The organism is Paenibacillus sp. ALJ109b (assembly GCF_010747435.1).
Lineage (GTDB): Bacteria > Bacillota > Bacilli > Paenibacillales > Paenibacillaceae > Paenibacillus > Paenibacillus taichungensis.
On record NZ_JAAIFP010000007.1, the window covers coordinates 196,744 to 220,942 of the forward strand.

Genomic DNA, 24,199 nt, shown 5'->3' on the forward strand with positions numbered 1-24,199 from the left:
TACTACTTCATAAAGGCATGCAGTTCTATCGCCCCAGACGGACAGATCTCTGCTGCAGTACGATAGTTAAGAGATCGTTTGCACCATTCTGCACATCTCGGAATTCACATTTTCGGATGTTACTTATACTACAGGGGCATCTACGGAAACCGACAAATACCTACACGGAAACATTTAAATTTTTTATAAATAAGCAACGTTTATCCATTCACTGTCACTTTATCTGACATATTCTTCAGGATACACGGGTCTTCACATCGGGATATACAACCAAGTATGATAATAGGGGACATTAATAGCAGGGAAAGATCATTTATAGATGCAGAGAACGAAATATATAGGAGTGAACTTAATCAGAAAGGAGGACCACGGAAATGCGTTATTTTATCGTGGATGATGATCCTAGTGTTCGATCCATGCTAATGGATATTATTGAAGATGAGGGGCTCGGTGAGATTGTGGGAGAAGCCGAAGATGGGGCTCATATTCATGCTGAACTGTTGGAGCTGCATAAGGTGGATGTACTCCTGATTGATCTGCTCATGCCGCAGCGAGACGGGATTCAGACGATACGTGCACTTGAAGGAAGGTTCGATGGCAAGATCGTGATGATCTCCCAGATTGAGTCGAAAAATATGATCGGAGAAGCCTATTCACTTGGCATCGAATACTATATTACGAAGCCGATTAATCGACTGGAGATTCTGTCTGTTCTGCGTCTGGTGGACGAGCGTCTGCGTATGCAGCAATCCATCGCAGATATTCAGCGTACGCTGCAAGGACTGTCCAGATTACAATCTTCTGAACGTGCTTCAACACCGGCCCCCGACAAAACGATCACGACAGCAGGACATTTCCTGTTATCCGAGATGGGCATGATCGGAGAAGCCGGCAGCAGAGATCTGCTGGACATGCTGGAATACCTGGAACAGATTGAAACGGACGAACATAAACTCTCTCCATACACGTTTCCGTCACTTAAGGATATTTTCCAGAATGTAGCCTTACGCAAACTGGGTTCCGATGCCACATCAGCGGAAATAACGAAGGAGATCAAGGCATCTGAGCAGCGCGTTCGCCGGGCAATTTTCCAAACATTAAGCCATGTCGTATCGCTCGGACTCACGGATTACACACATCCGAAGTTCGAGAATTACGCGTCAAAGTTCTTTGACTTTACGGAGATTCGCAAGAAAATGCTGGAACTGCAAAACAATGTGGAGCCCTCCTTGTCCCAGACCCGCATTAACACCAAAAAGTTCGTTCAGGTACTGTATCTTGAAGCCAAGCGGCTGTTGCATTAAAGAGTAACAAAAAAAACATGCGCTCATGATCGTACTGGAATGATACAGCATTCGTTCTTCCTGCTGCCTATTCCAGCTATTTTCATGTGCGCATGATTGCAAAAAATAGCTCATCTATATCCATCAAGCCCTCGGCTTGCTTAAGTGCATTCGATTATACTCATTGATCAATTCATCCAGTACCATGGACTGCTGAAGCACATCGGGATGTCCAAATCTACCCTCGTTATGCTCTACCAACATATGAAGGTTATGTCTGGCTTTCTCTATTTGATTTTTCAATTCCAAACTCATAACCATCGCGTCTGATCCCTCCTTATTTCTGTGTTACATTTTAGGTTTTCCTGTCAATCTATAGTTGGATTAACATATGGCATAGTTCGCATGGATGTTTTGTATCCTTCTCCAATTTTTGAAAGTCTCTATAGCCATCTCTACAAGACGATCCGAAAATGGCTCTGCAACGCCTAATTAAAGGTTGGCTTACAATTTCACGAGCAAATTTTCCCCACTAACTTCATATTCAAACAGTTGTGTCATTATTGTGTATGTTAAAAAAACCAATCTCTTCGTTCTTAATCTTTAACACAAGCCTCACAAGGGATCGGATAATGCCCCAAAAGGTAATAAAATCCCTTTTCATACGTAATTCATTCAGGTACAATAGGGCGATGTGTGTGTCCGGACCAGGCGGATACGAAATAAGAAGTATAGAGGACGATTCAGTTCGAACGGATCATCCTGATTTGATTATTTGGAGGCTCATCAACACCATGCAAACCGATTCACAGACTAAAGTCAAAATCATAAACGCCGATCCCAGCGCGATGGGATTATTTGGGTTGGCCATCGTCACTCTGGTCGCTTCTTCCCAAAAGCTTGGCATTACAGACGGCCTTAGCTACGCCATTCCTTGGGCGATTTTCCTAGGTGCTTTTGCCCAGTTGTTCGCTTGTATTCAAGATTCCAAACGTAACAATACCTTTGGCACAACTGCCTTCGGCGCATATGCATTCTTCTGGTTCGCCATGGGTGCCAACTGGCTGATCAAAATGGGCGTGTTTGGCTCCACTCTTGCGGAACAGGCAGATGGAAAGCAGCTCGGATTTGCTTTTGCCGGATACCTCGTGTTCACCCTGTTCATGACGCTGGGTGCCGTGGAAGCCAACAAAGTATTGCTCATCATTTTCATTCTCATTGACTTCCTGTTCCTTGGCCTGACCTTTGACGCTTTCGGCGTAGCTCCTCATATCTTCCATACCATCGCAGCTTATGCTGAAATGGGAATCGGAATCGTGTCGTTGTACGGCACAGGTGCTTCCGTACTGAACGCTCACTTCGGCTATACGTTCTTGCCCATCGGCAAGCCGGCTGGCATTTTCAGACCCAAGGCTTAATATACAGCATCAAACCGCCAGCGCGCCGGTCCGCGCCTGGCGGTTTTTTTGAATCATGCTTCACTTGAATAGGGATACAGCTTCTTTTTTACTTTTTACCATTTTTTCATTGCTTTTTCTGAAAAAAAGTATAATATTAACATTTAATATACAACATTCTACTAGGTGAGGGAGTTTATAACAAATGAGAAACAAAGCAAGATCCGCAGTTTTATCCTTAGCCCTAGCCGCAACTTTGGCGATTCCAGCAGTAGTTAGCGCTGATAGCGTCGAGCTAAATCCGGCAGATGAGACAACTCCACCAATTGTTACTCCGTTCTCTGTTGGTAACCAACAGCCGCTCACAACTGTGAGCGCTGCTACTTCTATCGTCCCCGCTTATTTCTCGGTTCCAGCTGGTTACGGACATGGTAAATTCTACTTCCTAAACAATGGAACAAGCAATCTAACTGTTACGATGACACACTCATCAGGATTAGAGTATATTGCAGCTACTGTTAAGCCGGGAGCAGCATATACTTGGAGAAGCACGGCGGATTATCCGCAAGGTATGCGCGGTGGTGATTATACCATCTCATTCCATTGTTCCAGTGGTGTAAATGCAAAGTGGTCTGCATTCGCTTCCAATAGCGTCACTGAAGCTAACGCATAAAACATTAAAATCCGTTACGACTGATTATTCACAAAAAAGGATTCGAGGCCATTATCGGCAGCTCGAATCCTTTTTTGTGTATTCGAAATGTAACAGTGTATGACAGTCTATTATACTGGTACATCAGACGGCATGTCGTCGACGCTAGAAGCGCCCTAGCTTCCGATAATATCGGTGAACGAGCAGGACTCAAGCAGTCGGCTATTGCCCGTCTGGAGAGCTCCGCGCAGATTCCGCGCTTCGATACGCTCCAGAAGGTGGCTTTTGCGCTTGGCTTGCGCTTTGAACTGGTTCCTGATGGCGAGGAAGATGTGACCGACACCTATACTAGAACTAACATATAGAGACGATGGGCGTGGCATATCTTGCAAAGTCCATCAGCCATACTGTCAGGAGGACTACAAAGAATGAGAGATATTCCTAAACCTACGGAATCAGATCAAGTGGAGAGAAAATATGTGCGCGAAACACGTTGTTTCAAGACGGCAAGAGTATTCCCAACCGATGTGAATAACCATAATACCTTGTTTGGCGGCAAACTCATGTCCTATATCGATGACATTGCATCCATCGCCGCATCCAAGTTGTGCCGGGTCAATACCGTCACGGCTTCGACCGATTCGGTGGATTTCTTGTATCCGATTAATCCGACAGATTCGGTAACGTTGGAATCCTTCGCATCGTGGACAGGACGAAGTTCAATGGAGATTTTTGTGAAGGTGATCCGCGAGGATCTGAAGACGGGGGAGAAAAAGATTGCGGCGACCGCATTCCTTACCTTTGTCGCATTAGATGAAAAAAACCGTAAACTCATTGTTCCTCGCATCATTCCGGAGACGGAGGAAGAGAAGAAATTATACGAGACTGCTCCAGCCCGGGCGGCCATGCGGAAACAACGACGAGAAGAAAGCAAGAACTTTGCCGACTTCCTCACCGTTAGTTACCCCTGGGAATAAAAGAACTTACTTCAACTTACAGGTTCATGAGTATTTCAACATGCTTATCTGGACGATGCCGGAAACGTAGATACTGCTCTGCTATCCGGCAGTTCGCCGCCCATGGCGACACACCACTGTTGATAGATGCGATAGGCAGCGCCACTCTCCAGCAACCCCTGGCATGTGTAGATACCTTCTTCTATTGAATTGACACGCCCCGTCGCATACAGACGGAACCCGCCATTCAACAAGACCTGGTTCACAAAGGCGATATGCCCATTCCCGCTCAAGACGGCTTCTCCTACTTCAAGCTGTTTGGCTGCCGTCCACACCAGCTCCGGTGCAGGAATGTCCAGATCATAGGCCGCCGGGTCTACCAACTCAAGCCTCATTTCGCCGTCTTCCACTGCATAGACCCGAGTTGGCCGATCAATATGCAAGTCTTCCGAACCCTCCACCCCCTGTACAACATGAGCACGACGATACTGGAAACGGGTGAGCAGTTTGGCAATCCGATCAAGAAAAGTATTATGAAATACACCAAAAACCAAATATGGCGAATGGTTAAAATCAATCAGTTTCTCCGCTGTGTTCAGTACCGTACGAAATCCAAGCTCTTCCCGCAAAGGACGAAGCTGTCGGAGAGGGGTGCACCATTCCTCGGATGAAACATACATCACTCCTGTACGAAGTGCAGCACTTCTGGCATCTTCACGATCCATCTCTCCTGTATTGATTCCCGCTTTTCTTAACAAAACCGATAACGTAACTCCCCACTTCGGTGGCAAAGGTTCACTTCCATGCAATGTCACTGGAAGGCCGGCAGCAGCGAGCACAAACGAAGTTGGAAATGTTGCCATAAAGGACTTGGTTCGACCATCATACGGGCCAGCGCAATCCAGTCCATCCTGAAATATGGACATACGCTCCGCATTGTTCTGGCAAGCACGAACAAATGCTTCAAGCTCCTCGACATTTTCCATCTTCATTCGCTCAGCCATAAGAAAGGCAGCCGTCTGGGCAGGCGATACCTCTTGTCTCAGAATTTTTTCCGCTACAGCCAGCGCCTCCGCGTAGTTCAGATCACGCGAGCCTCGTTTCCCCCGCCCGACTTCCCTGAGTATCTCTGACATATCCATGAAAAACCCTCCTTCCCCATTAAGACTGGAGCAGTTGATGCGCCTTCACAATGGCTGTAGCCACATCCACCATCCGTTTCCGTTCATCCATCGCTTTCTTGCGCAAAAGATCATAAGCTTCAGATTCGGAAATCTGCTTCAAATCACACAAGATTGCTTTGGCCATGTCAATCCATTTCCGGTCCTCCAGCCTGGATTGCAGCTGCTTGCGCTCCTGCTCCCACTGCTTGCGCTCCATATAACGCTTGGCTGCAAAATGAAGTGTCCAATGAATCTCCGGTCCGTTCATGGAGGGGGTGAGTATTCCGTCAAAGGATGTCTCCACCTCGCAGGATTCTGCCGAAGAAGAGGCTGTATCCGGAGCGCACCACCAAAGCAATGGCATGCCCGTTTTCCCCTTTCCCAGATGTTCCACCCAGTATTCCATATCGGTCAGGGACAGATGAAGGATGGATGCATCAGCTCCGCCAGCCAACTTTAGTGCCTCCGTCTCACAGTCTGTCACCTGCACATGATACCCATTCGCTCCAAGTAGTTTCTCCGGTGTCGGAGGGATTGCATCAATCGAGGCAGATAGTGTTGGCTGTACACGGATGACCAATAAAGATCGCATGATGGATCAATCCCTCCCTATTTTCATTTGGCTGACTTAGATAAAAAGCGGGCACATATGTGAGTCGTCCCTCATTCGTGTCACATTAACTAACAAAATATACGAATCTGTATTTAATGGTATCCGTTAACGAAGTAAACTTATGTCGTTCGATCACTTTTCCGATAACCACATGTAAACATAATTAACTTTAAATTTCAAATACTTTTTTATGTTAACTATATTGACATGAAGAGATGGATCTTTTATAGTTAGGCCATAACAACTCCATATTGAATTAATCACAGCTACAACGGCGTAGCTGGTTGAAACGGCAATGAAGCCTGTTTTGCAATCTCGGAGCAAGGGATTGCGCATGTATATGCGCAATCCCCCGAGGCATAACAGGCTTTTTCTATTTTAGAGCAATGTTGTGGGCATTTCGCAAAATGGATCCAAGGGGGCTAACTACAATGAGTACAACGAGAAAATTGGTGCTGGTCGGCAATGGCATGGCAGGAATCCGAACAATTGAGCATATCCTCAAGCTTGCGCCGCATGCTTATGAAATTACGGTCTTCGGCGCTGAGCCGCATCCTAACTACAACCGCATCATGCTCTCTTCTGTGCTGGCAGGAGGCACGAGCATTGAAGATATCGTGATCAATGACTGGAGCTGGTACGAAGACAATGGCATTCAGGTATACCCAGGTGACCCGGTCATCCAGATTAATGCCGAGCTCAAGGAAGTTGTATCTCAGAATGGTGTACGTGCAACCTATGATGAGCTGATTATGGCGACAGGCTCTCATGCTTTCATCCTCCCACTCCCTGGAGCCAACAAAGAGGGCGTAATTGGTTTCCGGGACATTAAGGACTGCGAGACGATGATGGCTGCATCGCAAACGTATCGCAAAGCTGCCGTCATTGGAGGCGGCCTGCTTGGACTGGAAGCTGCGCGCGGCCTGCTCAATCTGGGTATGGACGTCACTGTGATCCATATTAATGGACATTTGATGGACCGAAATCTGGATTTGCCAGCAGGTCTAATGCTCCAGCGGGAGCTTGAGGAGCAGGGCATGAAGTTCCTGTTGAACAAACATACCGAAGAAATTACAGGCAAACATCGTGTTAAAGCCATTCGTTTCACCGACCAAACGGTGCTTGAGACCGATCTGGTCGTCATGGCCGTCGGAATAAGACCCCAGGTTGAACTGGCCCGTCAGGCCGGCCTGGACGTGAGCCGAGGTGTCATTGTGGATGATTATATGAATACCAGCACACCTGGCATCTCCGCTGTGGGCGAATGCGCAGAGCACCGCGGGATTGCATATGGACTGGTAGCTCCATTATACGAACAAGGCATGGTGCTGGCCAAACGTCTTGCGGGTGTGGCAACGGAAGGTTATGAAGGATCTGTGACTTCGACAAAGTTGAAAGTATCCGGTGTAGACGTCTTCTCCGCAGGACAGTTCAAGGATGCAGCGAACACGCGCAGCATTCGTATACAGGACGACGTGGATGGCGTCTATAAAAAGATGGTCATGAAAGACGGAAAGCTGATCGGTGCTGTACTGTTTGGTGATACAACAGATGGCGCCTCCCTCTTCTCCCTCATTAAAAGTGGTGAGAACATCAGTGGACGCGAAAAGGAAATATTGCTTGGTGTCCCTTCAGGTTTAGGCTCCGGTCCATCCATTGCCGAACGAATGGCAAGCATGCCAGATGACGAGATCGTCTGCGGTTGTAACGGTGTCACTAAATCTGCCATTGGGGATGCTGTACTGAATAAAGGATGCAACACACTGGGTGCCATCAAGTCCTGTACCAAAGCTTCAGCTTCCTGCGGTGGATGCAAACCGATTGTAGAATCGCTGCTTGTCCATTATGCAGGCGATACTATGGGTGAACAGGCGAAGGAAGGTATCTGTGGCTGTACCTCCTATGACCGTGATGAGATTGTTGCCCAGATCAAGGAGATGGGACTAAAAACGGTGAAGGAAGTCATGAATGTGCTTGGTTGGAATGAGCCAGAAGGCTGCTCCAAATGCCGTCCTTCCCTCAACTATTACCTCGGCATGATCTGGCCGACCGAATACGAGGATGAGCGGGTATCCAAGTTCACAAATGAGAGATATCACGCAAACATCCAGAAAGACGGAACCTATTCAGTTATTCCACGGATCTACGGCGGTGTCACTTCTCCGGCAGAGCTGATGAAGATTGCAGCAGTTGCGGAGAAATACGATGTACCCATGGTGAAATTTACAGGCGGGCAGCGGCTTGATCTGCTCGGTGTACAAAAGGAAAATCTGCCGAAGATTTGGGAAGAGCTTGATATGCCTTCCGGCTTCGGTTATGGCAAGGCACTGCGTACCGTCAAGACATGTGTAGGCAACACCTTTTGCCGATTCGGAACACAGGATTCTATTGAGATGGGTATTCGTCTGGAGAAAAAACTCGACAAGATGGTCGCTCCTGCCAAAGTAAAGCTTGCCGTCTCAGGTTGTCCAAGGAACTGTGCGGAGGCAACGATTAAAGACCTCGGTGTTGTTGCGATTGACGGTGCATGGGAACTGCATGTCGGTGGCAACGGTGGAGTTAAGGTCCGCGCAGCCGAGCTATTGTGTACGGTTAAGACGGACGCTGAAGTGGAAGAGTGGACGTATGCCTATCTCCAATACTATAGAGAGAACGCACGATGGAATGAGAGAACAGCGGCTTGGATTGAACGGGTCGGTCTGGATCATGTAAAAAAAGCTCTGGAAGACCGCGACGTACGCCTTGCACTGGTAGAAAGACTTGAACTGACCCTTGGTCGTACCGTCGATCCGTGGAAAGAAATCATTGAAGATGATAAGTTACGTAAAAACTTCACCCCTTTGACCGACGCTCAGCCGACAACCCACTAGAAGAGGAGGATCAGCGATGAATAAATTGCGCATTGGACACCTTGCGGATATTGATGAAAAGGGATCACGAACCTTCAAGATACAGGATACTGAAATTGCCGTCTTCAAATTGAGTGACGGAAGTCTGCACGCTGTGGAAAATCGCTGCCCTCACAAGGGCGGCAGACTGTCAGAAGGCATGGTATGCGGGACGGCAGTCCACTGCCCCCTTCATGACTGGAAGATTGATCTTCGCAGCGGCAAGGTACATGAACCGGATGATGGTTGTCTGAACACATATCCCACAGAAGTGGATGGAAACAGCGGAGAAATTTACATTACCATTGCAGGCTGAAGGACCAAGTTACCCTGACATCAAGGAGGAGTACGCTATGGATTTTGTTAAACCGGCAGAAGTATTGCAATCAATGGTTGAGGCAGGAGAAAGCAAAGCCAGAATGAACCGGGTACAGATGTTGATCCGAGGTTTTCTGGCGGGAGCTGTTCTTGCCTTTGCAACAACCCTGGCGTATACCGCTGTATCTCAAACTTCCGTTGGCCTGGCAGGTGCATTGATCTTTCCAGCGGGGTTCGTCATTATCATTCTGCTTGGACTTGAACTAGTAACCGGGAGCTTTGCCCTAATTCCGCTTGCAGTGCTAAAACGCAAGGTCAGTGTGATGCATATGCTGAGCAATTACTTCTGGGTCATTGCGGGTCACGTGCTCGGATGTTTATTCTATGCACTATTATATGGACTGGCTCTCACCAAAATGGGAACGGATATGAACAGTCCGCTCATCCAAACTCTGATTCAGACCAGTGAAGCCAAAACGCTGGGGTATCAACACTTGGGCGGAGCAGGTATTGTTCTTGTGATTGTCAAAGCGATTCTATGTAACTGGATGGTCACTCTCGGTGCAGTCATGGCGATGACTTCCACTTCGACGCTCGGTAAAATTGTGGCCATGTGGTTGCCAATTACAATCTTTTTTGCACAAGGGTTCGAACACGCTGTAGTGAACATGTTTGTGATTCCGGCAGGCATGATGCTGGGCGCTGATGTTGGTATCGCAGATTGGTGGCTGTGGAATCAGATTCCCGTGCTGATAGGCAACTTCATTGGCGGAGCTGTCTTTACAGGATTTGGGCTGTATGCCGCTCATAAATGGGGAAGCCCCGTCAAGCTTTCATCCACGCTGCCAACCATTTCTGATGGCCGTACAGGACTGGTCAGTCCTGATACTACATCCAAGCTGGGGACACGATCATGAGCCGGGGCATGGTTAGTATCGTAGGTGCAGGTCCCGGAGATCCCGAGTTGATTACGGTAAAAGCCCTGAAACGTATTCAGTCCGCAGATGTTATCCTGTATGATCGACTTGTTAATGATCAGTTACTTGGCGAGGCCCGTGAATGCGCGCTCCGAATTTATTGCGGCAAAGCTCCGGGTCTGCATTCAATGACTCAGGAGATGATCGGACGTATGCTGGCCGCACATGCAGCTGAAGGCAAACAGGTGGTTCGACTCAAGGGCGGCGATCCATTCATCTTTGGGCGTGGAGGAGAGGAAGCCCTTGTACTTGCACAAGCTGGAATTCAATTCGAAGTCATTCCGGGCATCACTTCAGCTGTAGGTACATCGGCTTCTTCTCTAATTCCTTTAACACATCGCGGAGTGGCTTCATCCTTCGCATGTGTCACCGGAACGGGCAGCGACGGCAATGTAGCCTCTGTCCGATGGGACCTGCTCGCCCATAGTGTAGACACCCTGGTGATCTACATGGGCATCAGTCAATTGCCCCAGATACAGCTCGAATTGCTTCACCATGGCAAAAGCGGCTGCACACCAGCGGCGCTGATTGAACGAGGTACCACCTCGCAGGAGCGAATTATTACAGGTACACTTGCCGAACTTCATTCTCTCGCCCTGTCGCAAAAAGTGAGTAATCCGGCGTTAATTATCATTGGAGAGGCCGTCCTTGTACGCGAACAGGTTCTTCAACTGCAACAGGCGGCTAACACCTCCATGACAGGGTAACCGAAATCTACTTAGTTAATCCAACATCATACGTTCATGAATCGTCCGACCCTTCTGCCCTGGTTCAATCAGCAGACGGGTCGGTTTGATGTTTATCAGTGCCGTGAGTTGTTCACCCATGTAATGCGCCGAATATTTGAACCCGATTTCGGCCCAGTGCATAACGACGCCGACCGTTGCGGAAACAAGATAACTGAGCATGATGTCGTAATTAATGGTGTACTCGCTATCCTCAGTCACAAGCACAAAGTCTTCCGTTAAATAGGTACGGAACATGTTACATAAACGGGAAGCCATATCACTGTGCATTGTGATAAGGGCCCGAAAGGTATCCTGATGCGCCTCGATATATTCAAATACAGGCATCGTTGATGGCAGTAATGCTGTCATATCCACTTCTTTTAACTCCGCATAAGGTGATGCATAAGCTTGTCCCACGCCCTGCATGAAATCATCCAGAATGAATTGCAATAGCTCGGGTTTACCAGGAAAATGTAAATAGAACGTTCCCCGGTTATAATCCGCCCGCTCCGTAATGTCACGAATCGTGACGGCTTCAGCTCCCTTTTCCAATATCAAAGAAACTGCCGCAGCGATGATGGCATCCTGCGTTCTTCGTGCTCTCCGATCCTGAGGGTGTTCGATAATCAACATTTCCACCTCCTCTGTCCATTATTGTAACCTAAATGAACACCGCTTACATCTCTGTCCGATAGCTGACATATGCGCTGTCAATGATGATTGTCACATTTCTATGTATATCTTAACATTGAGATAGGAACGATAGACCACAGGTTGAACGTTCACTCACAGTTCACCTGATTTCAATTTATAAGGAGCGAATACATGATGAGTACATCATATACCCAAACAGCCGTTATTACAGGAGCAGCCGGAGGCATTGGTAAAGAATTGGCACGTCGCCTTGCTGAACGCAAAATTAATCTGGTGCTGGTCGATCTGAACGAAGAAGCCATCCAGCAAACCATCGCGGATCTGAAACTCGACAAAGAGCACGTCATTGCCGTGAAAGCAAACGTATCTCAGGAAGCCGACGTGAAAAACTATGTGCAGCAAGCACTTGATACGTTTGGTCGTATCGATTATTTTGCCAACAATGCCGGCATTGAAGGTCCAACCGGACTGATCGAGGATCTGAGCGTTGAAGCGCTCGACCTCGTATATAACGTCAATGTGCGTGGTGTATTCCTTGGTTTGCAGAACGTCATCCCTGTCATGAAAAAACAAAAATCTGGTGCGATTCTGAATACCTCTTCCCTCGCAGGTCTGATGGGTGCTCCAGCCGTATCTCCATATATTATGTCCAAACATGCCGTGATTGGCCTCACCCGCACAGCAGCGAATGAACTCGCGCCTCATGGTATTCGGGTTAACGCGGTATTGCCAGGCACCATTAATACCCGTATGATGCGTCAAATCGAAGCAAACTCCGGTAATGTGAAAGATTATCAATCCGCTACCGTATCCGCAATTCCGATGGGCCGCTATGGTGAACCGGAAGAAGTCGCAGCCATCATGAACTTCCTGTTGTCCGAAGAAGCTTCGTATGTCACCGCTTCCCTCTATACTGTCGATGGCGGTATGATGGGTCAATAAGGAAAATGGGCCTAGCCCAACGGGCTGGTTGTTTAAAAGGTAATTCCCAAAGTACAATCCAAAATGACCTCAAATTCCACAGTAACGTGGAGGCTGAGGTCATTTTTCTTAATAGATTGATTTACATTTAATCCACGTAGCCTGCGAGACCTTTTTCCATCAAGTAGTCCATTTCAGCATCCAGAATGCCTTCAACGGTCAGCTCGTCCAGCTTCACATCTTTGCGGCTCAGAATGTAGTCGGCCAAATCATCACCGTCGATATCCACGTCGCCTTTGGCATTTTCATGTGCTTTGTTAATGTATGCCTGCTCGTGCTTCAGGACAAGAGCGATATTCGCTTCGCTTGCCTTTGTCTTCTCTGCAATATATGCCTTCATTTCCTGTTCATTAATTGAATTTGCCTCAGTCACGTTAAAGTCAGCTCCTTGATTCATACGTTCTGTTGTCATTGTAGCATAGGTTAACCCACAACAGTCATGCCTTATTCCTTACCCCTAGGATAAACGAACGTAAAATGTTGCACCTTCCCCTACCACACTGCGGGCGTAAATCTCACCTTTGTGCTGCTCCACGATCGACCTTGCAATCGCAAGACCCAATCCATGTCCACCATGTTTCCGTGCTCTGGAAGCATCCGTGCGATAGAAACGATCGAAGATCCGGTCCAGATGTTCAGCCGCAATGCCCTCTCCCGTGTTGGAAACGGCCAGCACAACATCATTATTTTGTTTCTTCAACGATACGTTGACCGAGCCCTTGGCTCTGGAGTACTTCACAGCATTATCGAGCAAAATCAGAATGACCTGCTTGATCTGTTCGCTGTTGCCATGGACCATGAGCTGCGGCTCAATGCTGTAGTCCAGGGATATATTTTTCTCAAAAATCACAGCTTCCATCGTCAAAATGATCGTCTCCACCGCATCGCTCATATTGAATTTGGCATGAATCATCGAGGATCGCGAATCGTCAATTTGAGTCAGGTATAACAGATCATTCGTCAGTCCCGACATGCGTTCCGTCTCCGACTTGATGTAATGCAGCCACTTGGCCTGATTCTCAATCGTATCCTCCCGGTTTGCGAGAAGCACATCTGTGTTGGTGTTGATGATCGCCAGCGGCGTTTTCAATTCATGTGAAGCATCAGCTATGAACTGCTTTTGCTTCTCAAATGCTTCCTTGACCGGGGTAATGGAACGATTGGCGAAATAACGGCTCAGGAAGAAGATGACGATCAGCATGATCAAACCTACGACGGCAAAAGTATAAATCAGATTCGTCAGGATGCCCTGTTGAGCCGTCACATCCATGAAAATAATCATGTGCCCTGTGCTGCTTGGGTCGATCACATAGGCCCAGTCCGTTCCATTCAGTGTAAATTGTCCTGTCTTCCGATCGAGATCGTCGACTTTATTCACCTTTTGCAATGCTTCAGTATAGAACGTGTCATCCATATCAAACCTGGAGTGTGCATCCGTGATTTTCCATTCACTGTCCGTCTTGACCATGAACGATACGGAGCGTCCTGGTGGTGAGTTCGGATCACTTCCCGGCGCTCCATTGGCAATGGAATCGGCTGGCTGTGATCCGGCCCCTGAATCCCTGTCATCACCACGTGGCATCTTGCTGGAGTTGTACGGACCATGATAGAAATCCGACACTTTGAACAGCTCCATGTTGGTTTCCCGCTGTACATTCTGGTACGTAATGATGTAGATCGTAGCAAAGGCAACCAGCATCATAATTGAGATGGATACCAGGTTCACGATCAGAAATCGATTTCTGAGTTTCTTGAACATCAGGACGTCACCTCAAGTACGTACCCCACACCCCGAATCGTATTGATGCGGACCGCTGAGTTTAGGAAGGTTAATTTTTTGCGTAAAAATGAGATGTACACCTCCACATTGTTATACTCCACTTCTGAATCGAAACCCCACAACTTCTCAATAATCTGCTCTTTGGATGTTATGGCCTGTTTGCGAGTGATTAACAGTTCCAGGAGTTCATTTTCCTTCAGATTCAGCTTGATCTCCTTACCTTGCACACTTAGCTTCAGCTGCGTGGTGTTCAATTCGACGTCACCGAACTTCAATCCATCCTCTGGAACGACTTCTCCCTTCCTTCTCAGGGCTGCCCGAATCCGGGCGAGCAATTCCTCCGTGGCAAAGGGCTTTGCTATATAATCATCGGCTCCATAATCCAGCCCGGTCACTTTGTCTGAAATTTCTCCTTTGGCTGTGAGCAGAATGACAGGCGTATGATTGCCTTCGCTGCGCAGTTTCTTCAGCACGGTAATCCCGTCCATTTCCGGCATCATGATGTCCAGCAGCAACAGATCATAGATTCCACTCAGCGCATAATCCAGACCCGATCTCCCGTCATGCACCATGTCTACAGAGTAATTGTGTTTTTTCAATATTTGCGATACGGCTTCCGCCAAATGAACCTCATCTTCCGCAATAAGTATTCTCATCGGTTCTTCATTCCTCTGCATGAATTGGTTTCGATATATGTCAATCTATTATACCAACGATTGTATCAACGGAACCTTGAATCAATCTTAATTCCACTTTTTTCGCAAACTATTAAAGGAAGGTAAAAAAAGATCAACGGAATGTAAAATCATTTAAGATTCATTCAAGGTTGGAGCTCTAAGATACAGACATGGAAGCAATACACGATGCAACAAAACATACAAAACATGGATGAAAGGACTGAACCCCAATGGCAATTGAAGTATTCAACCGATATGAGAGCAAGTATCTCCTGACAGATGAGCAATACGAGAACTTCTACACCGACTTGCTGAAGTATATGGAGCTGGACGCCTATAACAAGAAACACGAGTTTTACTCCATTAGCAACCTGTACTTCGACACTCCGCAGGATTCCCTGATCCGCGCCAGTCTCTCCAAACCTAAATACAAGGAGAAGCTGAGACTGCGGGCATACGGAGTTCCTGAAGAGAATGCGAAGGTATATCTGGAGATCAAAAAGAAAGTATTTGGCTTGGTGAACAAACGCCGAACTGCCCTGAAGCTGGATGAAGCCTACGAATTCGTTCGGACAGGCAAAGCGCCTGATCTCGCCGATTATATGAACAAACAGGTTGTCGAAGAGATCAAGTATTTCCTCCGGCTGTACGATCTGGAACCAAAAGTATATCTGGCGTATGAACGCAAGGCGTTGTTCGACAAGAACAGCCGCGATCTCCGCATCACCTTTGATACCAACATCCGCAGTCGCAGATACGATCTGAAGCTGGAGCAAGGGGATTACGGTGAACCACTGGTGAAAGATGGACGCTGGCTGATGGAAGTCAAAGCCGAGAAAACCGTTCCGATGTGGCTCTCCCAACTGTTATCCGAACACGGCCTATATCGTACCGGATTCTCGAAATACGGCAATGAGTACAGACATCTGGCCAGAACAACCAACCTGAACTACCAGACTGAACGAGAATTGCTGCCGGGTACCGATTTCAACCCATCCATAGAACAAGAAAAAACAATCACAGAAAGAGAGCGTGTAGTATATGCTTGATTCCATTTTCAGCTCAGCTTTAACAGACACCACACTAACTTTTAGTAATGCGATTCTAACGATCGGACTTGCCATCATCATGGGGGTCATCATCAGCCTGACGTACATGAAGACAAATCAGAGCACATACTCCCAAAGTTTTACACTAACTATGGTCGTCTTGCCAGTCATCGTAGCCATCATCATTCTACTGATCGGCAGCAACATTGCCCGTGCATTCAGCCTCGCGGGTGCCTTCTCCATCATCCGATTCAGAAGTGCGCCTGGTGACCCGAAAGACATTGCTTATGTTCTGTTCACCATGGCTTCCGGTCTTGCCTGCGGTGTAGGCGCATTCGGTTATGCTGTAATGTTCACCATTATCCTGTGTGTACTGATGTTTGTCCTGAGCCGCTTCAACTTCGGAGGGAAGAAAGCCCAGCAAAAAACGCTGAAAGTAACCATTCCGGAAAACTTGAGCTACGAAGAAGCACTGAACGAAGTGTTCCATAAATTTAACGTACCTTTTGATCTCAAAAAAATCAGAACGACCGAACTCGGCAGTCTGTACGAGCTTGTCTACAGTGTTACCATTCACGAAAGTGTAAGCCAAAAGGAATTCTTGGACGCGATTCGTACACGAAACGGAAATCTGGATATCTCGTTAACGATGAGTCCAACACCAGAATACTAAATTGAATCCGAAGGGAACGATATACTATGAAAAAGAAAATCATAACTGGCAGCAAACTGTGGTCCGTCGCGATGATTACTGCAATGGTTACAGCTTGCAGCGCTCCGGCTGCAACCAGCAGTACCGCAAACGCCGCAGTGTCAACGACAGGGACAACCAAAACCGTATCCGTCAGTGAACAAACCTCGGTGAAATATGCCGATCTGGTCACGATGGATGCAGACGATACCAACGTTAGCTGGAGTGCAACAGATTCCACAACGATTAAGCTGAACGGTACGACCGCTTCCATCACAGGATCGGGTGCAAAAGCAGCAAACGGATCGGTAACCATCTCCGCAGCAGGTACCTATGTACTTAGCGGCAAGCTTACCGATGGACAGATTGTGGTCAATGTTGCCGATAAGGGCACCGTACATCTCGTATTAAACGGGGCAACAATCAATGATAACGACAGTGCAGCTATCTATATCCAGAAAGCGGGCAAAGCCATTATTACGCTGGAGGAAGGAACCGAGAATGCTGTCTCGGATGGCAAGACTTACGTATACGCAGACGCTACAACGGATGAGCCGGATGCAGCCATCTTCAGCAAGGCAGACCTGACGTTCAATGGTACAGGCAAGCTGACAGTTACGGGTAACTACAATGAAGGTATTACGAGCAAGGATGATCTGAAAATCGTCAGCGGCACAATTAACGTCAAATCCGCCGATGACGGCATCAAAGGTAAAGATATGGTGGCGATTCAAGCAGGAACCATTACCATTGATTCAGAAGGTGACGGCATCAAATCTACAAACGATACGGATACGACCAAAGGCTTTGTTGCCATTGCTGGAGGCACATTCAACATCCAGAGCGGCAGCGACGGCATTCAAGCGGAAACCGCATTGGTTACGGATGGCGGCACATTTGACATCGTAACCGGAGGCGGCAGTGCCAATGCACCAGAAAAAGTAGAAGAAGGACCATTTGGCGGCGGATGGGGTGGCGGTACACCTCCAACCGATATGGGCACACCACCGGATGGGGAACCACCTGCTGGTATGCCGAGCAATAATGGAACGAACGCAGCAGGCGCAGCACCATCCAGCTCTACAAATGCAACAGCACCTGCTGATTCCAATGCAGATGCAGACACAAGCACAACGGCTGCAGAAGAAGAAACAACGAGTGCCAAAGCACTTAAAGCAGGAGCAGATCTTACCGTTAATGGCGGTACGTATACGATCGATTCCATGGATGATTCCCTGCACAGCAACAACAATGTGACCGTCAATGACGGCAAGTTCAGCATTGAATCGGGTGATGACGGTATTCATGCAGATCAGGCGCTTACCATTAACGGCGGAACGATCACCATTGCCAAGAGCTATGAAGGCCTTGAAGGTGCAATCATCACTATGAACGATGGGGATGTGGATGTGACTGCATCAGATGATGGCGTGAATGCTTCCGGTGAAATAACTGCAACTGATGCGGATGCAACCACCACTGCAGATGACAGTACTCAAGCAGCCGATACTGATACAACTGCAGTCTCCAACACTTCTGTTACAGAGACGACTGGCACAACATCAACTACGGATCAAGCCAATCAAAGTACAGACACGAATAGCAATACTCGCCCACAAGGCGGTGCTCCAGGTGGTATGCCGGGTGAATCCGCCAGCAATAGTGAGCTTCATATCAACGGCGGCTCCCTCACCGTCAATGCAGGCGGCGATGGACTGGATTCGAATGGCTCCATCTATATGACAGACGGAACCGTCATTGTGAACGGCCCTACAGACAGCGGCAACGGAGCACTGGATTATGACGGTAACTTCGAGATCAGCGGTGGATATCTTGTCTCAGCTGGCAGCTCCGGTATGGCTCAGGCAACATCTGAAGCATCGACTCAAAATACCATTGCGATGACGTTCCCTGAAACGCAAAAAGCAGGAACACTGGTACACGTGGAAGACAGCGAAGGCAATAATATCCTGACCTTTGCTCCAGCGAAAGATTATCAAACGGTGGTAGTAAGCTCCCCGGATCTGAAAAAAGACGGCTCTTACGTGATTTACTCCGGCGGATCATCGACTGGTAAAGCTGTGGATGGACTCTATACAGACGGAACGTATAGTGGCGGAACCAAAGTGGTTGCCTTCCAATCCACAAGCAATGTAACTTGGGTGAATGAATCTGGTGTTACAACTGCCAATTCAGGTATGGGTGGTCCAGGCGGAGGCCGTGGCCAAGGTGGATTCGGAGGCGGTAGAAACAGAACGCAATCCGGTACATCGGGCACAACAACAGACACTACAGGTACAACGGGCACTACAGATACCGCGAAGTAAGCTAAGATTCAGGCTATAAAAGCCAACGATTAAACAATTAAAAATAAGGGATGTCCCCTACGTCATGAATATGACGAGGGACATCCCTTATTTTTGCTATTTTGTTCTATAGAAGCTGGTACACGCTATTCGCTCCCATTTGCCCAGGTCTGTGAAGGAATAACGTTGCTGATGTTCATTAAATGCTGCATCCCTTGATATCCACCTTTTAAGATGCTGTACATTCGTTAGCGCTCAAAACGTATATACATACACCTTGGTACGCAGCGTATCCCGACATGTAATCGTCCGTAACGGTACCTTGCCTGGCAGTGCAAAACAAACGCTAATCACCTTTGCTCCCGGCGGAAGCTCCCGATTGAATTTGTCGACGAGACGTTTCATTGCTCCAGGGAACAAATAACAGATGACGCAATCTGCGTGTTCATATGAACTGGTATAAATGTTGCCACGGATGAATCGCAGCCGCCCCTCCAGAGAATGACGCTTTCCCTTCGCTCGCCGTAAGCGGACACTTAGAAAAGCAATCAACTGAGATGCCCATAAGGGAATGATTGAATTTTCGATCCCCGTAAGCCGTTTGCCAGGGCAATGTCTCACCAAATCAAGTCCGAGCGTTCCCCACCCGGAGCCTGCTTCAATAACATCGCCGTAACCGGGAATGCGGTTGACCTCCTGAATGACTGTCTGCCTGACGATGCTGGATGTGGGCATAGGTGAGATTCCATTTTTCCAACTTACCAGCACGATGGATACTACCGATATAAGTGTCACCACAGCAATGAGCCATGGTATAAATTGAACTATGAACATAACCTCAACCCTTTGGATTTTAATTAAGAGGCGGCATTTGCACCTTCATCATAACAAAAGAAGCTTCCCCAGGTCTAAAAAAACCTGACAGAAGCTTCCTTCTTGTTATTCTATTTTGGGTTAATCTCATTCCATCCCGCTGCTCATTCCACGCATTCAGTCCGGCACATGGGACTTCATGTATACACCCTTTTTGTACACCGATTTGATTGTAAAATGTACTCCCAGCTTGCGATTCGTCCGGTAGATGAGCGAGTTAATCTCGTCAATGCCCACCGGCTCACTCTCCAGCATGCTTCGCTCCGGCCACACTTGGCCGACAATCTGCTCCCGTGTCACAAAGTGATCCAACTGGCTGTACAATAGCTTGAACAGTTGGTACTCCTTCTTGGACAGTGGAATCTCAACTTCTCCAATCTGCACGGTTTGCAGGTGATCCTGTAAACGCACGCCTTCGCCCAGCAGGTCCGATAGCCGATATTCTCTCGTTTCTTCGAGATCCCCTTCTACGCGAAGCTGAATCAAGCCGTTGACCAGCGTCAGGCTGTCTCCTTCGGCAAACGGATATTTCTCATAAGGAACGAGGCGTTGCCCGTTCAATTCCGTTCCATTTTTGCTATCCAGATCCTCAATCCACAGTTGCTGCTGCACATCATAATGAATGCGGCAATGCCGCTTCGATATCAACTGATTGTAGACAGACAAGTCCAATTCATCTCCACCCGTATAACGCCCCACAGTAATGGAACGCTCCTGGCTGACATAAGCGAATGAACCATCACTTTCCTGCCCTGGCGTACGAATGACGATTTTTGCCGTCTCCCGCATGTTATTCTCCCACCTTCAAATATCACTCTATCTCTATGAGCGTTCCGTTCATAAATAATGATAAATTCATCAGATTTGTTCCATTGTTTGCATCCATAATAATTTATATAGTGTATACAGGCATCGTTATATGCTTTTCTCTACTATACCAGACGTTGTGCTTTTTTTCTCATAACAGTCGTATGCATGCCTTAGCCCAACCAACAAGAGAGGTCCCTCATCATGAACAAAAAAAACATTTTCATATATGTGCTGCTCGCCTTCACCCTGTCCATTACATTAACAGTGCTCTCCCGCATCAACGATGATCGCGGAGAATCATTGAAAGGCATAACCACAACCGAAACATCATGGCTGCAACTGAATACCCAGCGGTAAGTATACTCTATTATAACGTGATCAACAGAAAAAACGTTTCACGAATGTCATCTTATGCTGGGTCATGCCATCCTGAATGAGGATCATATCTTAATCCATTCATCAGAATAAGGCCCTGGACGCTAACTACTAGCGCTCAAGAGCCTCATTTTAATGTATTTTTGTGATATGGATACCGATCAATGCATCCGATAATGAAATTTTGTCAAAAGCGATGTTGCAACGGCATTCTCTGCCCTTAGCGCCGCTTTTTCCTGATACCAATTTTCCTCCACCCATAGACAAAAAGCGCTACAGGGCCAGCAATCCATAACAGTTGCCATAACATGATACTCAGGTCAAATCCCATGTTGCATCCCTCCCTCAAAGATTGTGAATGCTGCATCAACTATCCTAAAATTGGTTCTTTTCATCCTCCGGCAGATCGGATTCATCAGACTGTTCGGTCTCTCTAACCTGAATTTCCTCCATCCGGCTCGACACCTTCTGATACAGATAAGAAATTCCAAGCAGCAGTACGCCAAAGCTGAAATAGGCAATGATCTTGCTGCCCGATGTAAGCAATCCCACATCATAGAACACCATTTTCCCGGTGGAAAACAACGTCAGGCCCAGACCGAGGCGCCGAATCATTACATATTTTCTGCGGAACCCATAGGCAATGTACAGGATCGCAAGCAGTAGATAGATTAGGCTGAATAACAGCCCTACATCTCCCCACTGGAATTGGATCGTCAGGAACACGGTGATGACACCCAGCAGATAGACCCCTGCGATAACCGGATACCATTCAATGCTTTTGAACTGCCCGCGGATTGCCTTGATCAGCAGATCCCTTCCAGCAAAGAACACGCCCACATTAAAGATGATTAATACGAGTAAACCTACGACTTCAGCAGCTGTGTGCTGCTGAACATCCGGCTGAAGTGCCGGCATGGATAACGTTACTGCCAGTGCAATACAACAGCCCACCGCATGCAGGAAGAAGATATAACCCTGCACGATCCGATCACGCAAAAGCCTCACTTTACCCAATCCATAGGCCATGGCAATGGTCAGCGCAGCGAACATCAGCCATTTGTAGAACAGGTATAACAGGAATGAGTCATCGACTGCTTTCATATACAATTCATTCGATTCATACAGCACATATAACCACAGATTGGCGAGTGTGACGTACTTGAATGCATTCAAAAAGCCAAGCTCTGTCTGGCTATAATGATACTTCTCTCCGGATAGGGAGCCGTTGCGATCCAAGGCGTAATAGATCGTAATAAGCAGCGCACCCAGCGTGATGCAGGAGTATTTTAGCATGAAATAGGATTGCTCCCCCATGATGAACAGCACCAGCACGTCATAGTACACAAAGGTGAACATGCACAGAAGCACGATTCCCCATCCGGCACGCTCCACCAATTTGAACCGCTTCAGATGTCCGAACGTAACAAGTAGAACCCCTTCAATTAGCCAGCCCATAGACAGCCACTTTGCACCAAACTGGAACGGTATAATCAGAATGGCAAAGGTCAGGGAAGTCACGTAGAACAATAGAAGGGTCTGCTTTTCCTGAGGCATCCTCTGCTGGATAAAACGGGCGAGCCCGAAATAGACCAGAGCGAAAATCAGAGCAAGCAAGCCTTGTGCGTCATTCCATCCCGCGGCATCGAACAATACATACAACATCAGGCAACTGATGCTCGTATTCATGGCCAGGAGTGCGAAGTCCCACCAGGTTAACTTCACGCGATGTTTGAAGGGATACGCCAGTGTAATGCCGAGATATAATGCAAATGTCACAATGGAATACACCATGCCGATCTTCTCACTTGGTGAGAGCCATAACAGGATGAGCATGGACGGTGTGTTGAACAGAAAACTGATATAATGCACAATCGGCCACCGTTTACCAAATGAAATCAAAACAATAATTCCGTTCAGGAGCAACAGATAAATCATGGCCACATACACAGCCGAGCCTTGAAGGCCGAAATAGGCCACATAGGAGATTAACGGCAGATATCCTCCAACCAGACCAAGTGAGCAGATCGTCCTGGACTGATACCTTAACGAAAGTAGAACGGATAACGCTGAAACCAGCACCGACAAGGCAAGTCCCGTATATAACCCGATGATATGCAATAGAAAATAGCTGTAGAAAATGGAGCCAAACAGAACCGATATCCCGCCGCCCAGCAGCCCCATCGCGAACGTCTGACGCTTGCGTCGGAACAGCCACTCACCCCCGGCAAGCATGAGCACGCCGAGCAGGAAAAACGCGCCACCTTTCATCTCATCGTTGAACCAGGTCTTGTAGGAGTACTGAAAGGCTGCACCAACGCCAAAAATGATCAGCAGGATGGCGACCTTGTTGATCCAGCTTAGGCCAATCTTCATCTCCATCCGGTTCTGGCGAATACGCCGCTGAATGGTCTCTTCGCTTAAGCCTTCTTCCGCCATATGTTCGTATCCTTGTTGCATCTGCCCGCGTAGCGCCTCTTCTCTCTCCCACAGGACCTGTCTGTGCAGCTCAATTCGTTCCTGCACCTCAGTAGCCAGATGAGCAATTCTCTCCTTCATCTCATTGGCGTCACTCTGAAGTTCCTCTGAAGCCCTGTTAAATATGGCATTCAAATTCACTTTGGCGCGGTGCTCATGCGCCGCAAGCCGATCATTATGTACACTCGTCTTTCCCCGAAAATAGGTCTCCATCTTCTCTTGGGATACACGAATGAGATTCAATTTCTCATCCAGCATCTGTTCAGACAGAGCCATGCGAAGACGGGCATTCTCCTCTTCCATTTTCCGTGTGCGTACTTCAAGATGTTGCAGCTTGAGTTGGTGCGCTTCATATTGCGTTCGCAGTTGTTCGTTCTGCACGATCAGATCATCCGATTGATACTCCTGAAGCAGTGCATTATATTCCTTTACCAGCTGCTTCTGCTGCTCCTGAACCTGGTGAAGCCGATCCTTGAACTCTTTCATGAGCTTCCTCCGTTGGGTGATGTTGATGTCGTTCCCTATATTTTACTATATGTATGCCATAAAA

Annotated in this window: 24 protein-coding genes; 14 read left to right on the top strand and 10 right to left on the bottom strand. The window is 47.6% G+C overall.

Annotation, left to right across the window (positions count from 1 at the left end; genetic code table 11):
* The first annotated feature begins 374 nt into the window (after nt 1-374).
* Nucleotides 375-1,304, top strand: coding sequence for a response regulator (locus G3352_RS08490; RefSeq protein ID WP_163755668.1), 930 nt, complete (start codon nt 375-377; stop codon nt 1,302-1,304).
* 123 nt (nt 1,305-1,427) lie between these two features.
* Here G3352_RS08490 and G3352_RS08495 read toward each other — a convergent pair whose 3' ends face one another.
* Nucleotides 1,428-1,604 (bottom strand): aspartyl-phosphate phosphatase Spo0E family protein, encoded by a 177-nt coding sequence (locus G3352_RS08495; RefSeq protein ID WP_053782597.1) that lies wholly within the window; start codon nt 1,602-1,604, stop codon nt 1,428-1,430.
* Nucleotides 1,605-2,077: 473 nt separating this feature from the next.
* On the opposite strand from G3352_RS08495, the gene G3352_RS08500 reads away from it, so the two are divergent.
* From G3352_RS08500 to G3352_RS08515, 4 genes are all read left to right on the top strand, one after another.
* Entirely contained in the window at nt 2,078-2,701 is a 624-nt protein-coding gene (locus G3352_RS08500; RefSeq protein ID WP_063567767.1) for an acetate uptake transporter, read from the top strand.
* A gap of 184 nt (nt 2,702-2,885) precedes the next feature.
* A complete protein-coding gene (locus G3352_RS08505; RefSeq protein ID WP_205524768.1) occupies nt 2,886-3,353 on the top strand; it encodes a hypothetical protein in 468 nt (155 codons plus the stop codon).
* Nucleotides 3,354-3,427: 74 nt separating this feature from the next.
* Entirely contained in the window at nt 3,428-3,697 is a 270-nt protein-coding gene (locus tag G3352_RS08510; protein ID WP_205524769.1) for a helix-turn-helix domain-containing protein, read from the top strand.
* Nucleotides 3,698-3,796: 99 nt separating this feature from the next.
* Nucleotides 3,797-4,309, top strand: a complete 513-nt coding sequence (locus tag G3352_RS08515) for a hotdog domain-containing protein (RefSeq protein ID WP_163756034.1) — start codon at nt 3,797-3,799, stop codon at nt 4,307-4,309.
* A gap of 44 nt (nt 4,310-4,353) precedes the next feature.
* Here the strand turns inward: G3352_RS08515 and G3352_RS08520 are convergent, their stop codons facing one another.
* Nucleotides 4,354-5,430: an anthranilate phosphoribosyltransferase gene (locus G3352_RS08520; protein WP_163755669.1), complete on the bottom strand. Its 1,077-nt coding sequence runs from the start codon at nt 5,428-5,430 to the stop codon at nt 4,354-4,356.
* 19 nt (nt 5,431-5,449) lie between these two features.
* The gene (locus G3352_RS08525; RefSeq protein WP_163755670.1) at nt 5,450-6,043 is read right to left on the bottom strand and encodes an ANTAR domain-containing response regulator; all 594 of its coding nucleotides are present in this window, start codon (nt 6,041-6,043) and stop codon (nt 5,450-5,452) included.
* 452 nt (nt 6,044-6,495) lie between these two features.
* On the opposite strand from G3352_RS08525, the gene nirB reads away from it, so the two are divergent.
* The 4 genes from nirB to cobA are packed head-to-tail and all read left to right on the top strand — an operon-like array spanning nt 6,496 to nt 10,954.
* Nucleotides 6,496-8,934, top strand: coding sequence for a nitrite reductase large subunit NirB (nirB, locus tag G3352_RS08530; RefSeq protein WP_163755671.1), 2,439 nt, complete (start codon nt 6,496-6,498; stop codon nt 8,932-8,934).
* A 16-nt stretch (nt 8,935-8,950) separates the two neighbouring features.
* Nucleotides 8,951-9,268 carry a nitrite reductase small subunit NirD gene (nirD, locus tag G3352_RS08535; RefSeq protein ID WP_163755672.1) on the top strand — a complete coding sequence of 106 codons (318 nt, stop codon included), beginning with the start codon at nt 8,951-8,953 and terminating at the stop codon, nt 9,266-9,268.
* 37 nt (nt 9,269-9,305) lie between these two features.
* Nucleotides 9,306-10,187: a formate/nitrite transporter family protein gene (locus G3352_RS08540; RefSeq protein WP_163755673.1), complete on the top strand. Its 882-nt coding sequence runs from the start codon at nt 9,306-9,308 to the stop codon at nt 10,185-10,187.
* Nucleotides 10,184-10,954, top strand: coding sequence for a uroporphyrinogen-III C-methyltransferase (cobA, locus tag G3352_RS08545; protein WP_163755674.1), 771 nt, complete (start codon nt 10,184-10,186; stop codon nt 10,952-10,954). Before G3352_RS08540 ends, cobA begins: the two co-directional genes overlap by 4 nt.
* A gap of 15 nt (nt 10,955-10,969) precedes the next feature.
* On the opposite strand, the gene G3352_RS08550 is transcribed toward cobA, so the two are convergent.
* Nucleotides 10,970-11,608 carry a TetR/AcrR family transcriptional regulator gene (locus G3352_RS08550; protein WP_205524771.1) on the bottom strand — a complete coding sequence of 213 codons (639 nt, stop codon included), beginning with the start codon at nt 11,606-11,608 and terminating at the stop codon, nt 10,970-10,972.
* A gap of 195 nt (nt 11,609-11,803) precedes the next feature.
* On the opposite strand from G3352_RS08550, the gene G3352_RS08555 reads away from it, so the two are divergent.
* The gene (locus G3352_RS08555) at nt 11,804-12,571 is read left to right on the top strand and encodes an SDR family NAD(P)-dependent oxidoreductase (protein ID WP_163755678.1); all 768 of its coding nucleotides are present in this window, start codon (nt 11,804-11,806) and stop codon (nt 12,569-12,571) included.
* A gap of 127 nt (nt 12,572-12,698) precedes the next feature.
* Here G3352_RS08555 and G3352_RS08560 read toward each other — a convergent pair whose 3' ends face one another.
* Genes G3352_RS08560 through G3352_RS08570 form a run of 3 tightly spaced genes read right to left on the bottom strand, consistent with a single transcriptional unit; the run spans nt 12,699 to nt 15,046 of the window.
* Complete coding sequence (locus G3352_RS08560) at nt 12,699-13,022, bottom strand: hypothetical protein (protein WP_240342987.1); 324 nt, start codon at nt 13,020-13,022, stop codon at nt 12,699-12,701.
* Between the two features lie 45 nt (nt 13,023-13,067).
* Nucleotides 13,068-14,369: a sensor histidine kinase gene (locus G3352_RS08565; RefSeq protein WP_163755680.1), complete on the bottom strand. Its 1,302-nt coding sequence runs from the start codon at nt 14,367-14,369 to the stop codon at nt 13,068-13,070.
* Nucleotides 14,369-15,046 (bottom strand): response regulator transcription factor, encoded by a 678-nt coding sequence (locus G3352_RS08570; protein WP_076287342.1) that lies wholly within the window; start codon nt 15,044-15,046, stop codon nt 14,369-14,371. The genes G3352_RS08565 and G3352_RS08570 overlap by 1 nt, the downstream gene beginning before the upstream one ends.
* A gap of 251 nt (nt 15,047-15,297) precedes the next feature.
* On the opposite strand from G3352_RS08570, the gene G3352_RS08575 reads away from it, so the two are divergent.
* Genes G3352_RS08575 through G3352_RS08585 form a run of 3 tightly spaced genes read left to right on the top strand, consistent with a single transcriptional unit; the run spans nt 15,298 to nt 19,134 of the window.
* Nucleotides 15,298-16,116 (top strand): polyphosphate polymerase domain-containing protein, encoded by an 819-nt coding sequence (locus G3352_RS08575; RefSeq protein ID WP_110000545.1) that lies wholly within the window; start codon nt 15,298-15,300, stop codon nt 16,114-16,116.
* Nucleotides 16,109-16,789, top strand: a complete 681-nt coding sequence (locus G3352_RS08580; protein ID WP_076287340.1) for a DUF4956 domain-containing protein — start codon at nt 16,109-16,111, stop codon at nt 16,787-16,789. Before G3352_RS08575 ends, G3352_RS08580 begins: the two co-directional genes overlap by 8 nt.
* A 26-nt stretch (nt 16,790-16,815) precedes the next feature.
* Entirely contained in the window at nt 16,816-19,134 is a 2,319-nt protein-coding gene (locus tag G3352_RS08585; protein ID WP_163755682.1) for a carbohydrate-binding domain-containing protein, read from the top strand.
* A 234-nt stretch (nt 19,135-19,368) separates the two neighbouring features.
* Here the strand turns inward: G3352_RS08585 and G3352_RS08590 are convergent, their stop codons facing one another.
* Together G3352_RS08590 and G3352_RS08595 are read right to left on the bottom strand one after the other, a co-directional pair.
* A complete protein-coding gene (locus G3352_RS08590; protein ID WP_163755684.1) occupies nt 19,369-19,947 on the bottom strand; it encodes a class I SAM-dependent methyltransferase in 579 nt (192 codons plus the stop codon).
* 156 nt (nt 19,948-20,103) lie between these two features.
* Nucleotides 20,104-20,775 (bottom strand): FHA domain-containing protein, encoded by a 672-nt coding sequence (locus G3352_RS08595; protein WP_163755686.1) that lies wholly within the window; start codon nt 20,773-20,775, stop codon nt 20,104-20,106.
* Nucleotides 20,776-20,997: 222 nt separating this feature from the next.
* Here G3352_RS08595 and G3352_RS08600 point away from each other — a divergent pair, with 222 nt between their 5' ends.
* Entirely contained in the window at nt 20,998-21,153 is a 156-nt protein-coding gene (locus G3352_RS08600; RefSeq protein WP_163755688.1) for a hypothetical protein, read from the top strand.
* A gap of 393 nt (nt 21,154-21,546) precedes the next feature.
* On the opposite strand, the gene G3352_RS08605 is transcribed toward G3352_RS08600, so the two are convergent.
* Nucleotides 21,547-24,135, bottom strand: coding sequence for a DUF2339 domain-containing protein (locus G3352_RS08605; RefSeq protein ID WP_163755690.1), 2,589 nt, complete (start codon nt 24,133-24,135; stop codon nt 21,547-21,549).
* Between the last annotated feature and the right edge of the window lie 64 nt (nt 24,136-24,199).

Bases quoted from the DNA above. Each gene is read 5' to 3' on its own strand.
- G3352_RS08525 (WP_163755670.1), bottom strand. From the start codon at position 6,043: ATGCGATCTTTATTGGTCATCCGTGTACAGCCAACACTATCTGCCTCG.
- G3352_RS08540 (WP_163755673.1), top strand. From the start codon at position 9,306: ATGGATTTTGTTAAACCGGCAGAAGTATTGCAATCAATGGTTGAGGCA.
- nirD (WP_163755672.1), top strand. From the start codon at position 8,951: ATGAATAAATTGCGCATTGGACACCTTGCGGATATTGATGAAAAGGGA.
- G3352_RS08550 (WP_205524771.1), bottom strand. From the start codon at position 11,608: ATGTTGATTATCGAACACCCTCAGGATCGGAGAGCACGAAGAACGCAG.
- G3352_RS08575 (WP_110000545.1), top strand. From the start codon at position 15,298: ATGGCAATTGAAGTATTCAACCGATATGAGAGCAAGTATCTCCTGACA.
- G3352_RS08600 (WP_163755688.1), top strand. From the start codon at position 20,998: ATGAACAAAAAAAACATTTTCATATATGTGCTGCTCGCCTTCACCCTG.
- G3352_RS08500 (WP_063567767.1), top strand. From the start codon at position 2,078: ATGCAAACCGATTCACAGACTAAAGTCAAAATCATAAACGCCGATCCC.
- G3352_RS08595 (WP_163755686.1), bottom strand. From the start codon at position 20,775: ATGCGGGAGACGGCAAAAATCGTCATTCGTACGCCAGGGCAGGAAAGT.
- nirB (WP_163755671.1), top strand. From the start codon at position 6,496: ATGAGTACAACGAGAAAATTGGTGCTGGTCGGCAATGGCATGGCAGGA.
- G3352_RS08585 (WP_163755682.1), top strand. From the start codon at position 16,816: ATGAAAAAGAAAATCATAACTGGCAGCAAACTGTGGTCCGTCGCGATG.
- G3352_RS08520 (WP_163755669.1), bottom strand. From the start codon at position 5,430: ATGGATATGTCAGAGATACTCAGGGAAGTCGGGCGGGGGAAACGAGGC.
- G3352_RS08505 (WP_205524768.1), top strand. From the start codon at position 2,886: ATGAGAAACAAAGCAAGATCCGCAGTTTTATCCTTAGCCCTAGCCGCA.
- G3352_RS08495 (WP_053782597.1), bottom strand. From the start codon at position 1,604: ATGGTTATGAGTTTGGAATTGAAAAATCAAATAGAGAAAGCCAGACAT.
- cobA (WP_163755674.1), top strand. From the start codon at position 10,184: ATGAGCCGGGGCATGGTTAGTATCGTAGGTGCAGGTCCCGGAGATCCC.
- G3352_RS08590 (WP_163755684.1), bottom strand. From the start codon at position 19,947: ATGTTCATAGTTCAATTTATACCATGGCTCATTGCTGTGGTGACACTT.
- G3352_RS08570 (WP_076287342.1), bottom strand. From the start codon at position 15,046: ATGAGAATACTTATTGCGGAAGATGAGGTTCATTTGGCGGAAGCCGTA.
- G3352_RS08580 (WP_076287340.1), top strand. From the start codon at position 16,109: ATGCTTGATTCCATTTTCAGCTCAGCTTTAACAGACACCACACTAACT.
- G3352_RS08490 (WP_163755668.1), top strand. From the start codon at position 375: ATGCGTTATTTTATCGTGGATGATGATCCTAGTGTTCGATCCATGCTA.
- G3352_RS08555 (WP_163755678.1), top strand. From the start codon at position 11,804: ATGAGTACATCATATACCCAAACAGCCGTTATTACAGGAGCAGCCGGA.
- G3352_RS08565 (WP_163755680.1), bottom strand. From the start codon at position 14,369: ATGTTCAAGAAACTCAGAAATCGATTTCTGATCGTGAACCTGGTATCC.
- G3352_RS08560 (WP_240342987.1), bottom strand. From the start codon at position 13,022: ATGACAACAGAACGTATGAATCAAGGAGCTGACTTTAACGTGACTGAG.
- G3352_RS08605 (WP_163755690.1), bottom strand. From the start codon at position 24,135: ATGAAAGAGTTCAAGGATCGGCTTCACCAGGTTCAGGAGCAGCAGAAG.